A 12996-nucleotide genomic window follows, 5' to 3' on the forward strand; every position below is an offset into this window, starting at 1 on the left:
GACTCCGATTCACCTAACACTCAAACGGAGGACTTATGATTGTCGATGCCGACGGCCATAGCCACATTCCACCGGAAGTGTTTGACAAGTATCTCGACAAGGAATTTCATCGCAACCGACCGCGCTATGTCACCTTCGACGATGGGCGCGGCTACTACATCGTCGAGGGGCGGGTCATCGCCAAGCCCTTCGGCTGGGGGCCGGGCACGCCGGGGAGCATCGCTGGCACGGCGCGCACGCGGAAAGTCAAGGATTGGGATCTGAGCAACGTGCCGGGGCGGCTGGATGATCTCGATCTCGAAGGCATCGATCTGCAGGTCATCTATCCCAACGTGTTGATGTCGATCAACAGTTGGGAGCACGCCGGCCTCGCTGGCGCCTGCGCGCGGGCTTACAACGATTGGATGTCTGAGAAATGCGCCCAGGCCGGCGGCCGCCTGCGCTTCGCCGCCGTGGTCGCACTCCAAGATCCCAAGGCGGCGGCCGTCGAACTGAAGCGCGCCGTCACATCGCTTGGCGCCGTCGGTGTGATGGTCACCGGCACCATCGGCACGCGCACCCTCGACCATCCCGAGCTCTATCCGTTTTGGCAAGCCGTCGAGCAGCTCGACGTCGGCGTCGGCGTGCATACCGTCACCGGCATGTACCCGACGGTCGGTCAGGAACTGTTCGATCACTTCTGGGGCGCCAAGGCAGTGTCGATGCCGCTGACTTTAACGACGGCAATGGTATCGCTCGTGGGCGGCGGTGTCTGCGACCTGTTTCCAAACATTCGCTTCGGCCTGCTCGAAACCGGCTGCGGCTGGCTGCCCTACTGGGTCGAGAGGATGGACGAGATGCACGAGCGCGGCGAAAAAGATCCGCGCATGTACGACGGCATCCTCGAACGCAAACGACCCACGAGCCGCATCAAACCGAGCGAGCTATTCGCCGAGGGTCGCATGGTGGTTTCCTGCGAACCGGGTGAGATCATGCTGCCGGCGGTCATCAACGCCGTCGGCGACAACTGCATCATGTACGCCAGCGACTATCCGCACGGCGACAGCAAGTGGCCCGAGACAGTGTCACGCATCCGCGGCGCGGGATTGTCGGAGACAACCCAGAGAAAAATTCTCGGCGACAACGCGGCGCGGCTGTACCAGTTGCAGCAACCGCTTGGCCGAGCTGCGTCAATTCTGAGAGCGTGATGCGATACCAGAGTTTGCATCCTGAGCGCTAGCGAAGGATCTGCTTTCGTGCGGTCGCATAAAGCAGATTCTTCGCCTTCGGCTCAGAATGACGATGGTGACAAAACACACAAGCAACGACTATTGAGAAAGATCCTTCGGATGTGGTTCAAGATCTTTTTGTTGCTGCTCCTCTGTCTGGCCGCGCCACCCCGCATCCACGCCCAAACCGAAGCCGACTCGGAAGACTTTAACCGCAAAGAACGCAGAGAACGCAAAGTCCGGAGGGCAGGCACAAGGCCTGCCCCTACAAAACCCTTCGTGGTGACAACCTGGCTGCAATTTTCATGTTGCATGGGCGTGCGCAAGCACATGAACCACTCCGTGGTGAATATCCCCTCTCCGACTTTTTGCGTTCTTTGCGGTTAAATTCTCCGGGTTCCTAATCCGGGCGCGCAGCGCCTTTTGTGCCCCTTGTCTTTGTGCTTAATCAGTTTTCTTACGCCGCGTTCAAATGAAAAAACTTCACGGCGTTACCGGCGAGCATCGCATGCTTCTCATCCTCGGGGACGCCAGCAAACTGTTCTTGGACGAGCTTTAGCGAGTCCGGCCAGACGGTAACGATATGCGGAAAGTCCGTCGACCACATGACTTTGTCGACACCGACCATGTGGCGCAGCTGAATGCCGACTGGGTCGTCGAAGACGCCCCAGTGGGCGTGCTCGCGCAAATACTCGCTCGGCGGCCGTTTCAACTTCGGCAGGCCCAATAATCTTTCCGCCCAGTGACAGTTGACCTTATAGGTCTGGTCCATCTGCTGGTAGAAATAGGGAATCCAGCCGATGTTATTTTCCGCCCAAAAAATCTGCAGCTTGGGGAAACGATCGAACACACCGGTAAAGATCAATTGCGTCGCCTCCACCGCGCCGCAGTGATAAATCCCCTGGCGCGCCAGGCGCTGGAGAAAATCGAACGGCCGGTCTTCTCCCTGCGGGTCCTTGGGATATTTCATGAGATATACATCGCGCTCGTCGGTGCGGCGCGGAAACGACGTGTGAATCGTCACCGGCATGTCGAGATCGATGGCCGCCGCCCAAAAAATATCGTCTTCCGGCGTCGGAAAGCCCTTGCCACTCGGAAACGTGTGCAGCCGCACCGCCTTGCAGCCCTTTTCTTTGCAGCGCTTCATCTCGGCGACGTTTTCCTCAGCGCCGATGTCGGGCATCACGGCGGCGCCGACGAGGCGGTCGGGGTCGACGGCGCAGTACTCTTCAATAAAATAGTCGTTGAACGCCCGAATGATGCCCAAAAAGCAGTCGCGGTCTTTGATCTTGCTGTTGCGCGCCTCGGTGGCGAACAACAATTCGCCGTCGATGCCGTCTTGATCCTGCTCTTTCAGACGCTGCTCGGGTGAGCCGGCGCCGACCGAGGTCTCGAAATCTAAGCGAGTCGGGTTAAAATTCTCCGGCCCCTTGCCGGCAAATAAATTCGTCCCGCGATACTCCAGCGGCTGGCCCTCTTCGACGATGGCGTCCCGGCCATCGCCCAATTTGATGCGCCGCGGCGCGCGGTCGCGAAACTTCGCCGGCACGCGGTGCGTCCAGGTTTCCGGTAGACGTTCGAAGTGACTGTCTGCTGAGAAATAACGATACTTGCGGGCCATGTTAACAAAACCTCCTCAGATATTTGCCGCGCGCAAAGACGCAAAGCAGGCAAAGGGCAAAGTTATTTTCCGAACTCTGCGCGCTCCGCGCCTCCGCGCGAGCCGTTCCGAATCTAAACTAACGCACCAACATTTCCTTCATGATTTTTTCCATCGCCTTTGATACTTGATCGGTCTGCCGCGCCCCGCCGGATAGTTTGGCGATCTCGCTAAAGAGCGGCTCGACCGATGCGGCATGGGTCGTCGCAGCGAATATCGCGATCACGACTTGGACGCACACCCAGGTTAAAGCGGTTCCGAACCCCATCCGCGATCCCCAACCGTCCATCATCGACCGGATCCCCAATCACTTCATCGTGCAATGCGGATGATAATCCATCTTGCACTTGGCGCCGGCGCCGCGCATGGCCTTTTCGAACTCGGAGTGGATCATCGGCTCTTCGTCTTCATACTCGATCTGATCGCCGCCCTCTTTGACGCTTTTGTAAACGTAGGCTTTACCGCCCGCCTTCGGCTTGTCGCTGCCCCAGCCGATAGCGAGAAAAAACACCGGATCGGCGGCGCCGTTAAAATGTTGGTGGAACCACATTTCCGGCGGCACGAAGACACTGCCCGGCCCCCAGTCGATGCGTTCCATCTGATTGCCTTCTTTCCACATGAGCGAATAGCCGTGGCCGCGAATGATGAGAACGTGGATACCGGGGCCGTGACGATGGGCCTTCTTGTAGGCGCCGACGCCCCAGAGCGACACGTGCGATTTCATGGTGTTACCGACCATGCGAAAGACCGTGCTCTTGGCGCCGCCGCCGCGGTCGAAACCGCCGGAAAAAGTCTGGCAGACGCGCACGTCGGAGACAAAGTTGGTCGACCACTGCTGCGTGGCATTGGTCTGCTTAAAATAATTGTCTTCGCCGGTGAAACGGTCTTTGAAGACAAAGTCGTTATCAAAGACAAACTCGTGGTTATTGAACGTGTCGATGACCCGCGGCGCGGCGGTCATGGCGATGTAGCGCACCGCCTCTTGACCCGAGGCATTGTGGTGCTCATGCCAGGCATTCATCGGTATCGCAAAGTAGCTTCCCTCTTGCCATTCAAACGTCTGCTTGTGATTGGGATCGATCCACACCGAGGTCGCGCCGCGGCCTTTCAAGATGTACATGGTCTCTTCGAACAAATGGCGGTGCGCCGTGAAAGATTTGCCCGGAGGAATTTCCGCGACGTACGAATCGTTGAAGCCGCCGGTGCCGTCGAGATTCAAAAACGCCGCCGAGCCGCTGCCGCTCGATTTCCACGGCGCCAGCTCTAGATCGAAGACGCTTTTGACACCGAGGCCGCGGTAGGTCGGCAGGCCTTCGGACTCTTTCCAAGTTTCGTAGGGCGATTTATAGGCGAGTCGCTCTTTGACTTCCTCTTCTGCATTTGCCGGTGTAGCCATGATTTTTCCCTCCAGTTCTATTTCCAATTCGACCTTGTTGTCTCGCACGGCGTCATTGGATCCGATACTCGCCCCGCCTCGGGGGAAGGCCAGGATGGGGGAAAACACTTCGACGTGACCCCCACTCTAACTCTCCGCCGAAACGGGAAACAGAACCCGAATGTTCTTATCTCCCCAGGAATATCTCGTTAAACAACTTAATCTGTTTCCCCGAATCGCCTTCATACTTGATCACGTGCGGCGTCTTCTCGACCAATTCGGCGACCCGCTTCGAATCGGCGTCGACGCCCTTGCGGATCGGAATCTTGTCGATCTCGCGCAGCGATTTTTGCCCCTCGTCCGATAAATAGAAATCCACCAGCAGCCGTGCCGCGTTGGGGCGCGGCGCGTTCTTGGCAATCGCCACCGACGACACCGTCGCAAACGATGGATCCAGCGGTAGCCAGTCCACCGGTCCGTTGCGCTCGCGGATCTTCTCCAGCTTGGTCACTTGCATGAACGCGACGATGGGAAATTCACCGGCGCCGAGCAGCTGGGAAATTTTCGTGTAGCCGTTGTGCGCGATCAAATCCTGCTTGGCGAAGGCGCGCATGAACGCCAACGCCTTCTCCTCGCCGCGCAACTCGGTCATGCCGATCAACGGATTGTTGGTGCCGATGTGAAAGGCGATCTTGCCTTTGTATTCGGGCTTCAAATAGTCGTTGTAGGAGCGCGGCGCCTTCGCCACCGGCATTTGCTTGGTGTTGACGCCGGTGACCAGCACATCGGTATTGATGCCGCTCCAAAATCCCTTGGGATCGTTGAAGCCCTGTTGCAAGAACTTGGTCTCGGGACTCGTGTACTGCGCCAGGACACCGATGTCGCGCAAGTAGTTCATCGAATCGGGCGTCACGCCGAACACGTCGGCCAGATGTTTGCCGGCGCGAAACTCGGCGATGGCGCGCGCCGCCAGCGTCGCCGCGCCCAGGCGCACATGATTGACTTTGAGAAACGGATACTTTTTGGCGATGGCTTTCTGAAACACTTGAAAGTCCGACAGCACCATGGTCGTGTAAAGCACGACCTCGCCTTCTTTCTTGGCGAGTTCGAGGTCGGCTGCGTGGACAGAATGCCCCAGCCCCAGCGCAACAATTAACAGTGTTAGCCAGACCTTCACCAAGGCCAACCAACCTCTGATTTCCCGCTTTGAAAAAGCGGGATTGAGGGGGCTTTGTGCCTTGTGTGCGAAGGGAAATCCCCCCTTATCCACTTTTCGCAAAGGGGGGAAAAATGCCCTGATCATACGTAATCCGCCTTTTCACCTTGATGGGTCAGCGACAAACCTAAGTTATCCATCGCCAACCGCGTGTTGATACCAAGAATGCGCAGAGGCTCGTTGCCGGTATTGAAATACTGGTGCCACTGGAAAACCGGTATCGCCAAAACATCGAGCGTATCGAAGTTGTACTCCTTATCCTCGACGATCACTTTGCCTTTGCCGCCGACCACCAAGTCGATTTCATCGTACAAATGCCGGTGCGCGCCCGAGCGCTTGCCCGGCGGAATCTCCGCCATGACGACACCCAATGCTTTGGCGTGAAAGCCGATGCGCGGGTCGACGACGTAGGCGATGTTGCCCATCGCGGTGGGCTCAAACACCAGATCTTTTTGTTTGACCAACACTTTGCTGTTGCGCCGCAGCGTTTCTTCATGCATGGCGAACGCCACCTGTTCGGCGTAGAGCTTGGCGGCGCCGCTGTTGAGCAGCTTGGCATCTTCGATCTTGCTGCCGCCGCCCGGGATCAGCGTCTTGCGCATATCCTCGCCCTCCTGGGCGTAGATCCAAAACTCGGGATAGCGCTCGTCCTCATAGACCGCTTGACCGAGCGCCAACGACAATGGCCCTGTGGTCGAGGCGATGCGCAGCACCGGCTCGTCGCCATCGTTGACATGGCGGTGCCAGGAGAACATCGGCACCGACAATAAATCTCCCGGCCCCCAATCGTAGCGCACGCCGTCGATGATGCTGTGGCCGTGGCCCTTGAGAAAATAGATGATCGCTTCCACCGTGTGGCGGTGGCCCAGCGACTTCCACTCCTGCCCTTCTTCAGTGTGCGGCGGAATGACGTCATACCATAGACGGTGGGTATGATTGTTGGAACCTAAACGCGCGTCGACGACATAGATATGCTTGTGTTCGCCCAACTGCTTTTCCACGTCGGTCCATTTAAAAAGTACTTCCTGCCCCTTGCGCCGGCCCTGTTCCTCCTTGGCGAACTTGACGCTGTGCATCATCAGTTCGGTATGTTTTTCTTTGATCGACTTAACTTCCATCCATCCTCCTGCGCTTGCTCGATTGGGTAAATTGCGCTGACATTAGCGCAACAGTTGGGCGATGCCAAGGCAGGTTAACCCGGCTTGCCGGTTCGGCGACAAGTTGTTAGCTTGCGCCCATGCGCTGTCCAAAATGCCAATCAGCAACTCTTCGCGAAAAGAACTTTGACGGGGTTAAGATCGATCGCTGCTCATCGTGCCACGGCACCTGGTTCGATGCCCGCGAGTTGGGCCAACTGCTGGCCGCCGAAGCCAACCAGGTGGCCGGCCTGCGACAGGGCGGCGCCAATACAACCGCGGACGACAAACAGGGCAATTGCCCGCGCGACGGTTCGGCGCTCCTGCGAATCTACAGCGCCATCGACCGAGCGGTGGTCTTGGATGCCTGTGCCGATTGTCACGGCATTTGGCTTGACGGCGGTGAATTCGAAAAGCTTTACAACACGCTGACAGCGTAGCGCTTCACTCGCGCAGCTGCGTTTTGGCGGCTTCGGAGATCGCCACCACGGCGGGGTGCTTCAGTTTGCGGTCCAGAGAAACGGCGTAGAAACGTTCGGTCACTTTGCTCAAGCGGCCAACGATGCGCATATCGTCCTGTTTTCGCACCTCCGCCGCGGCCACTGCCGGCGTGAAAAACAACCCCACACCGCGCCGCCCGAACACATGCAACAGCGCGGTGTCTTCAAACTCCGCGACGATCTGCGGCACGATGCTGTGGGCGTCGAACCACTGGTCAAGCGACCGGCGGGCGGTCGTGTTGAGTGTCGGCAGCAAGAGCGGCGCGCCGTGGAGCGAACGCGGGAAACCACGCTGGAAACGCGCCGCGAGTTTGGCGGTCCCGAGCAGCACCATGGCAGATTCGCCGAGCAAGTGGCTAAAGGCCTTGACGTTGAGGGCGGCAACGATCGGCCGGTCAGTCAAGACCACGTCGATTTCATTGGATACTAGCGCCGGCAACAACTGCTCGTTGGTGCCTTCTCGACACACGATGCGGCATGTCGGGCCCAAATTGAGCGCAGGTTGCAATAGCGCGTAAGCCACCAACTTCGGCATGACGTTGGCGACCCCGACCGTCAAGCGAGCGAGCCGCCCCTCCGGCCGCCCCTTGAGAGTGCCCATCATTTCCTGCCCCAGGGAAAAGATCTCGTCGGCATAGCGAAACACCACGTTGCCGGTATCGGTAAGCACGAGTTTGCGCCCGGAGCGGCGAAACAACGCTTCGCCGAGCATGCGCTCCAGAGACTTTATCTGCGCACTGACGGTGGCTTGCGTGAGCTGCAACTGCTCCGCCGCTTGCCCCACGGTGCCGCGCCGCGCCACGGTCCAAAAGTAGAGCAGATGATGATAGTTGAGCCATTCCACGATGGTCTTACATTAGTTCGAATTTTTCTAAGGATCAATCAAATATTATGAGATTGTCTAAATTGCAGATTTACACTATGGTCCCCCGGACAAAACGTCAGGGAGGGTGTGGTTAGGCCATGGCTTATACACCAAACGAATTCAATTATCAGGACTCCGGCAAGCTATTCGAGCCCGATACGGTGCTGCCGGCGCAATACTATGCAACCATCCAAAAGGGCCATCAACAAGATCCTGAACGGCGTCTGATGATCGCGGTGCTGGAAGACGTCGTGGCTTGCCTTTCGGTCAACCCCAAACAATGTTCGCGGCGCCAGCGCCTCGATTTCTACAGCGCGCATTACTGGGTCAATGCGCCGACGCAGGGCGAGTGGATCTTTTCGTTCCACAACATTTGTGAAACTTTGGGCTTCGATCCCGAGTATCTGCGCCGCGGTCTCAATCGTTGGGCCAAGCGCTATGAAAATTCCAGCGCTGCTAGGCGTTCGAGCCGCGAGTCGCCGCGCTACAAGCCGCTGCGCTTAAGAGCGGTGTTCTAATGCGATTTTAAGCGGGAATCGATTTAGCGAAGATAAACCAGTGGAAAGCGACGTTACTTTGCCAGTGAACATGTCAGCGGCGGCAAGGTGGCGATGACAACCGAGCCCGCCGCTCACGACAACCCCGCCGGCTGGCGCCGGCGGGGTTGTGAAACTTGAAACTTACGCCATTTCCAATCTGCGAATCCGATCGTCAAGATCGGGGTGGGTCGACAGCCAGGCCATCAGGCCGCCGCTCTTGCCTGACGAAATTTTTAAGGTCGCGAGCGAGCCCTGTGAATCATCGGTCAGCTCCAGAGTGCGCTTGAGCTTTCTCAAGCCGGCAAGCATGTTCTCGCGACCGGCTAAGGTCGCGCCGCCGGCATCGGCCCGGTACTCGCGCGCCCGCGAGAACGCGGCGACCACGAACATGCCAAGGATACTAAAGACGATTTCAAACAAGATCACCGCCCCAAAGTGCACCCAGTGGCGCATCCTTTCATCAACAAACTGACTGACCGTCCAGGCAATAAGTCGCGCGAAGAACATCACGAAGGCGTTCACTACGCCTTGAATCAAGGTCATTGTCACCATGTCGCCGTTGGCGATATGGGCCACTTCGTGGCCAAGAACCCCGTCAGCCTCGTTGCGGTTCATGTAATTCAGCAAGCCGGACGAGACCGCAACCAACGAGCGCGACTTGGTCGGACCGGTCGCAAAAGCATTGACCTCCGGGCTGTCGTAGATGCCGACTTCCGGCAGGGCGGGTAATCTCGCGCCCCTGGCTAAAGCATGGACGCGATCGATGAGCCAGCGCTCATTGGGGTCGCGGGTCATCGGATCGAGGACGCGCACACCCATCATCCATTTGGCCATCACCCTGGACAAAGCCAGCGAGATAAACGCTCCGGTGAAGCCCCACAAGAGACAAAAGACCGCCAGCGCCTGCAGATTGATACCGCGGTTGCTTAGATAGGGCTGGATTCCTAATAGACTGGTTACGGTTGTGATCGTCAGTATGATCAGCAGGTTAACGCCGATAAAAAGCCCGATTCGTTTAGCCATCTGCATGGACTGCCCCCCTCCTTAAGGGTAAAATTAATATGGTCATCTTACGGGGTTACGGCAATTCGGAAAAAACTAAGCTTTGCATAGCCAGGAACGAAGCTATCAAAGGTGGAACGATTTCATGATCTGGCTCGAGACCGGGTTCTCGATTTTACGCGCGGCCGCCACCAGGTAAAATTCTTCATAGACTCCCGGGAGTTGGCCCAGCACCACCAGTTGACCAGCTCTGATCAGGTCTTCCGCCGCAAAGGTCGGGATCGGGATGATACCGATACCGTCCACGGCCATGAATTTCTGCAATGTCGTATCCTGAGTTTCGGCAATGACATCCATGGTTATCTCGGCCGTTTTGAAGTAATGCTCCAAATCATCGCGGAGCCTGCTGTGGGCAGTTGGCAAAATCATCGGCGCCTTCGCCAGCGAATTGGGAAACTCGGCCTGGAGCGATTTGAACTTGGCTGCGGCGCAGAGACTCACGGGGACCTTGGCGATACTTCGCGAATATAAGCCGCGAGCTTCGTGGGTTGACGGCACATAGTTGGAAATGAACAGATCGATCTGGTGCAGCGCAAGCTCGCGCACCAGCTCGTCCCCCTTGCCTTCCAATACCGTAACCATGCAGTCGCCAATTTTGTAAGCAGCCTGTACCACGGCTAGCGTCAAATGCTTGGGCACACTGTCGAGGGCGGCGATTTGCACGTGGGTGCGGGTCGGCACCAGCCGGTCGTGCAGCACCGCCAGCATTTCATCGCCGGTGCGAAAAATTTCGTTGGCATAGCGCAGCGCCATGCGCCCGGCTTCATTCAAAACCAACTTTTTATGCTGGCGCTCAAAAAGCTTGACCCCGATGGTATCTTCAAACTGCTTGAGCTGCGCGCTGAGGGTGGGCTGCCCCAAGCGCAGCGTCTCCGCCGCCCGGGCGATACTCCCCTCGCTGGCAATCGTCTTGAAATAAAGCAGATGATGATAATTGATCCAAGGCTTCATAAAACTGTTTCGTTTGCGGATTTTTCAGAATCTACCACCTGAGGCGAGCTACGCAAGCGAATATTTCCACACGCACCCTAGTTCGCTTATTGCGATGATTTGCTGCGCCATTATGACTTTGTCCAACGCACGGACAAGACTTATGTTTCTGCCACGGTTGGGGACTAGAACCAAAGGAGGCGCCACCCTCATGACATTTAGGACCAGTGAAAACACGGCAGAAGCTTTCACCATTGCCGAAAACGACTCGCTGGCTCCCTACGAGTTCTACGCGACGTTCAAGCGGAGCCATTACGCCGAGCCGGAAAAGCGCCTGATGGCGGCTCTGCTGGAAGACGCCGTAACCTGCCTGACATTCAACCAGCCCCGTTACTCGCGGCGCCAACAGAAAGAGTTTGCCGCGGCGCACGCCTGGGTCAACGCGCAAGAAGATGGCGATTGGGTGTTTTCGTTCGTCAACGTCTGCGAAACCCTCGGTATGGACCCGAGCTATCTGCGCGGCGGTCTCAACGAATGGGCCAAGCTGCAGCATCAAAAGATCTTCGACACTCGGCGGACACGCTCGAAACCGGACCCGGGACTGCGCCACAAACAGATACGCTTGCGCGCTGTCTACTAGTGCACTGTCTCACGCTGATTGCACCTTATGCCAAATTTGTGACTGGAGCCCGAGCGGTTCCCAGCCTGGCGCCGGCGTGCGATAGTAGCTTTCGTAGCGGCCCGCCGCGACTGGCTCTGCCAGCGCTGCGGCAGGTTGCGTTCGGCTCGCTTGGCGATGGCACTGCGGCACTTCACATACTTTTCCCGTTGGCTGATTATCCTGCTCGCGTTGGTCACTGGCTGCAGCGAACCGGTCGCCGATTTGCCTGCCGTTCAGCCGCACAGCAGCCAGCGCGTCTGGGTAGCTCACGACGATTGGCACGCCGCGGTCATTCTACGCGCGGCGGACATTCCACCCGGCAGCCTGGTCGAAGCCCGTGACTTCCCCGACGCCGAGTATCTTGAAATCAGTTGGGGCGACGCGGAATATTTTCCCGCCGTAACGCCGGGAGTCAGCTCGGCGCTCAAGGCGGCGCTGTGGTCGAGCGGCAGCGTGATTCACATCGTCGGCTTTGGCGGCAACGTCGCCAAAGCGTATCCGAAGGCGCGCATCATCGAGATTGCGCTGGCTGACGAAGATCTGCGCCGGTTGATTGGCTTCATCGACAGCGACATTGCGAGAGACGATCCGGGCAAAGCGGCGCCGGCCTCGCCCGGGCTTTTTCCCGGTAGCCGGTTCTATGCGGCGAAAAGCAGTTTCAGCGGGCTGCGCACCTGCAACACCTGGATCGCCGAAGCCTTCAAAACCGCCGGCCTGCCGGTGCGCACCGCCTGGGTCATGACGGCGAGCAGTCTCGCACGGCAACTGCGGCCCCACGGCACACAAATGCAATAGCCTTGCGCGCTGCGCCCAGACGCGGCAAGCTGGTGCGATGAGTCGGAGTTTCTCCTGTGCCGTGCTGATGCTCGCGCTGGTCAGCTGGCTACAAAGCTGCCAACCCACCCCTACCGCGCCACCCGCCCCCAGCGAACCGCCGGCGCCAACGCTACCGCCTGCGCCGTCGCCGGAGCCGGCAACGCCGCCTGAACCGACACCAGCCACAGTCGAACTGAAAGTCGCGCCGCGAGTCGAACGGAGCCTGCCAGAATCGCAGCTCGCCGCGCCCCAGCGCGACGTGGTTTCGCTCGCGCTCAAATACGACAGCCGTCTACTGCGCCGGACGTTGAATCAAAGCACGCACCCCGGCTGGCAGTACCGCATCAATCAGCAGAATCAAATCGTCGGCTTTGATTTTTCCAACCGCGGCGGCAATCGCATCCTGCCGCAACGTTACGATAGCAGCCGCAATCAATTCTTCGGGCGCGATTTTCAGTTCCGCTTCGACGAGCGCGCGCGCCAAGATATCCACTTGCTGATCGCCGATTGGGCGCCCGCGCGCGACGGCCAGTTTCGCCTTAGCGAGTTGATGAACAGCATCTTTCTGTTTTTCCCGAGAATGCACTTGCCGGCGATCGTCAACACGATGGACCGGACCCTTGTGAGCTTGCCGACCGGCGAAGAAGTGGAGTTTAACGCGCGCACCAACGAGGTCGTCCATGGCGTATTGACCGAAGAACCGGTCGATTTAAACCCCGACCGAAACCTGCGCAGATTTCCAGCAGTCAGGTACACCGGCAAAGGTCTCATGGTGCGCGCCGATGCCCGCGGCAGCGACCCGCGGCTCAACGGCACGGCCGCGATTCAAAACCGCGGCCCCAATGATTTATGCAGAGTCCCGACACCGGAACTTTGGCACAATAGCGGCGCCGTGCGCTTCAAGTTTGCCACCGACGAAGAGTTCGACCGATTCCTGCTTTCCCGCTGTAACTTTGGACTGGGGGAATTAAAAATTAAAAAGTAAAAGTTTCCGAGTTCTTAATTTTCTTATTTTTAGTTTTGCATTT

Annotated in this window: 14 protein-coding genes; 6 read left to right on the plus strand and 8 right to left on the minus strand. The window is 58.0% G+C overall.

Annotated elements, in window-relative coordinates; translation table 11 throughout:
* Positions 1-35 precede the first annotated feature (35 nt).
* On the plus strand, positions 36-1187 hold the full coding sequence (locus tag FJ145_13260) for a hypothetical protein (GenBank protein ID MBM4262383.1): 1152 nt from the start codon (positions 36-38) through the stop codon (positions 1185-1187).
* Positions 1188-1665: 478 nt separating this feature from the next.
* Here FJ145_13260 and FJ145_13265 read toward each other — a convergent pair whose 3' ends face one another.
* From FJ145_13265 to FJ145_13285, 5 genes are all read right to left on the minus strand, one after another.
* The gene (locus tag FJ145_13265; protein ID MBM4262384.1) at positions 1666-2829 is read right to left on the minus strand and encodes an amidohydrolase; all 1164 of its coding nucleotides are present in this window, start codon (positions 2827-2829) and stop codon (positions 1666-1668) included.
* 118 nt (positions 2830-2947) lie between these two features.
* Positions 2948-3136, minus strand: coding sequence for a hypothetical protein (locus FJ145_13270; protein ID MBM4262385.1), 189 nt, complete (start codon positions 3134-3136; stop codon positions 2948-2950).
* 39 nt (positions 3137-3175) lie between these two features.
* The gene (locus FJ145_13275; GenBank protein ID MBM4262386.1) at positions 3176-4264 is read right to left on the minus strand and encodes a cupin domain-containing protein; all 1089 of its coding nucleotides are present in this window, start codon (positions 4262-4264) and stop codon (positions 3176-3178) included.
* Positions 4265-4430: 166 nt separating this feature from the next.
* Positions 4431-5546 (minus strand): extracellular solute-binding protein, encoded by a 1116-nt coding sequence (locus FJ145_13280; protein MBM4262387.1) that lies wholly within the window; start codon positions 5544-5546, stop codon positions 4431-4433.
* Positions 5543-6577: a cupin domain-containing protein gene (locus tag FJ145_13285; GenBank protein ID MBM4262388.1), complete on the minus strand. Its 1035-nt coding sequence runs from the start codon at positions 6575-6577 to the stop codon at positions 5543-5545. Before FJ145_13285 ends, FJ145_13280 begins: the two co-directional genes overlap by 4 nt.
* 119 nt (positions 6578-6696) lie before the next feature.
* On the opposite strand from FJ145_13285, the gene FJ145_13290 reads away from it, so the two are divergent.
* A complete protein-coding gene (locus FJ145_13290) occupies positions 6697-7035 on the plus strand; it encodes a hypothetical protein (GenBank protein MBM4262389.1) in 339 nt (112 codons plus the stop codon).
* Positions 7036-7039: 4 nt separating this feature from the next.
* Here FJ145_13290 and nhaR read toward each other — a convergent pair whose 3' ends face one another.
* Positions 7040-7939, minus strand: a complete 900-nt coding sequence (gene nhaR / locus FJ145_13295) for a transcriptional activator NhaR (GenBank protein ID MBM4262390.1) — start codon at positions 7937-7939, stop codon at positions 7040-7042.
* Positions 7940-8058: 119 nt separating this feature from the next.
* Between nhaR and FJ145_13300 the strand changes: the two genes are divergently transcribed.
* Positions 8059-8478 carry a hypothetical protein gene (locus FJ145_13300; protein ID MBM4262391.1) on the plus strand — a complete coding sequence of 140 codons (420 nt, stop codon included), beginning with the start codon at positions 8059-8061 and terminating at the stop codon, positions 8476-8478.
* Positions 8479-8640: 162 nt separating this feature from the next.
* Here FJ145_13300 and htpX read toward each other — a convergent pair whose 3' ends face one another.
* Positions 8641-9522: a protease HtpX gene (htpX, locus tag FJ145_13305; protein MBM4262392.1), complete on the minus strand. Its 882-nt coding sequence runs from the start codon at positions 9520-9522 to the stop codon at positions 8641-8643.
* Positions 9523-9627: 105 nt separating this feature from the next.
* Positions 9628-10512 (minus strand): LysR family transcriptional regulator, encoded by an 885-nt coding sequence (locus tag FJ145_13310; GenBank protein ID MBM4262393.1) that lies wholly within the window; start codon positions 10510-10512, stop codon positions 9628-9630.
* Between the two features lie 190 nt (positions 10513-10702).
* Between FJ145_13310 and FJ145_13315 the strand changes: the two genes are divergently transcribed.
* From FJ145_13315 to FJ145_13325, 3 genes are all read left to right on the plus strand, one after another.
* Positions 10703-11131, plus strand: a complete 429-nt coding sequence (locus FJ145_13315; GenBank protein MBM4262394.1) for a hypothetical protein — start codon at positions 10703-10705, stop codon at positions 11129-11131.
* Positions 11132-11287: 156 nt separating this feature from the next.
* A complete protein-coding gene (locus FJ145_13320) occupies positions 11288-11947 on the plus strand; it encodes a DUF2459 domain-containing protein (protein MBM4262395.1) in 660 nt (219 codons plus the stop codon).
* Positions 11948-11984: 37 nt separating this feature from the next.
* Positions 11985-12953, plus strand: coding sequence for a hypothetical protein (locus tag FJ145_13325; protein ID MBM4262396.1), 969 nt, complete (start codon positions 11985-11987; stop codon positions 12951-12953).
* The last annotated feature ends 43 nt before the right edge of the window (positions 12954-12996 follow it).

Source organism: Deltaproteobacteria bacterium (assembly GCA_016874755.1).
In the GTDB taxonomy this organism is placed as follows: domain Bacteria; phylum Desulfobacterota; class Binatia; order UBA9968; family UBA9968; genus DP-20.

Excerpts from the sequence above, each read along its gene's own strand:
- FJ145_13260 (MBM4262383.1), top strand. The coding sequence starts at position 36 with ATGATTGTCGATGCCGACGGCCATAGCCACATTCCACCGGAAGTGTTT.
- FJ145_13265 (MBM4262384.1), bottom strand. The coding sequence starts at position 2,829 with ATGGCCCGCAAGTATCGTTATTTCTCAGCAGACAGTCACTTCGAACGT.
- FJ145_13270 (MBM4262385.1), bottom strand. The coding sequence starts at position 3,136 with ATGGGGTTCGGAACCGCTTTAACCTGGGTGTGCGTCCAAGTCGTGATC.
- FJ145_13275 (MBM4262386.1), bottom strand. The coding sequence starts at position 4,264 with ATGGCTACACCGGCAAATGCAGAAGAGGAAGTCAAAGAGCGACTCGCC.
- FJ145_13280 (MBM4262387.1), bottom strand. The coding sequence starts at position 5,546 with ATGATCAGGGCATTTTTCCCCCCTTTGCGAAAAGTGGATAAGGGGGGA.
- FJ145_13285 (MBM4262388.1), bottom strand. The coding sequence starts at position 6,577 with ATGGAAGTTAAGTCGATCAAAGAAAAACATACCGAACTGATGATGCAC.
- FJ145_13290 (MBM4262389.1), top strand. The coding sequence starts at position 6,697 with ATGCGCTGTCCAAAATGCCAATCAGCAACTCTTCGCGAAAAGAACTTT.
- FJ145_13300 (MBM4262391.1), top strand. The coding sequence starts at position 8,059 with ATGGCTTATACACCAAACGAATTCAATTATCAGGACTCCGGCAAGCTA.
- htpX (MBM4262392.1), bottom strand. The coding sequence starts at position 9,522 with ATGGCTAAACGAATCGGGCTTTTTATCGGCGTTAACCTGCTGATCATA.
- FJ145_13310 (MBM4262393.1), bottom strand. The coding sequence starts at position 10,512 with ATGAAGCCTTGGATCAATTATCATCATCTGCTTTATTTCAAGACGATT.
- FJ145_13315 (MBM4262394.1), top strand. The coding sequence starts at position 10,703 with ATGACATTTAGGACCAGTGAAAACACGGCAGAAGCTTTCACCATTGCC.
- FJ145_13320 (MBM4262395.1), top strand. The coding sequence starts at position 11,288 with ATGGCACTGCGGCACTTCACATACTTTTCCCGTTGGCTGATTATCCTG.
- FJ145_13325 (MBM4262396.1), top strand. The coding sequence starts at position 11,985 with ATGAGTCGGAGTTTCTCCTGTGCCGTGCTGATGCTCGCGCTGGTCAGC.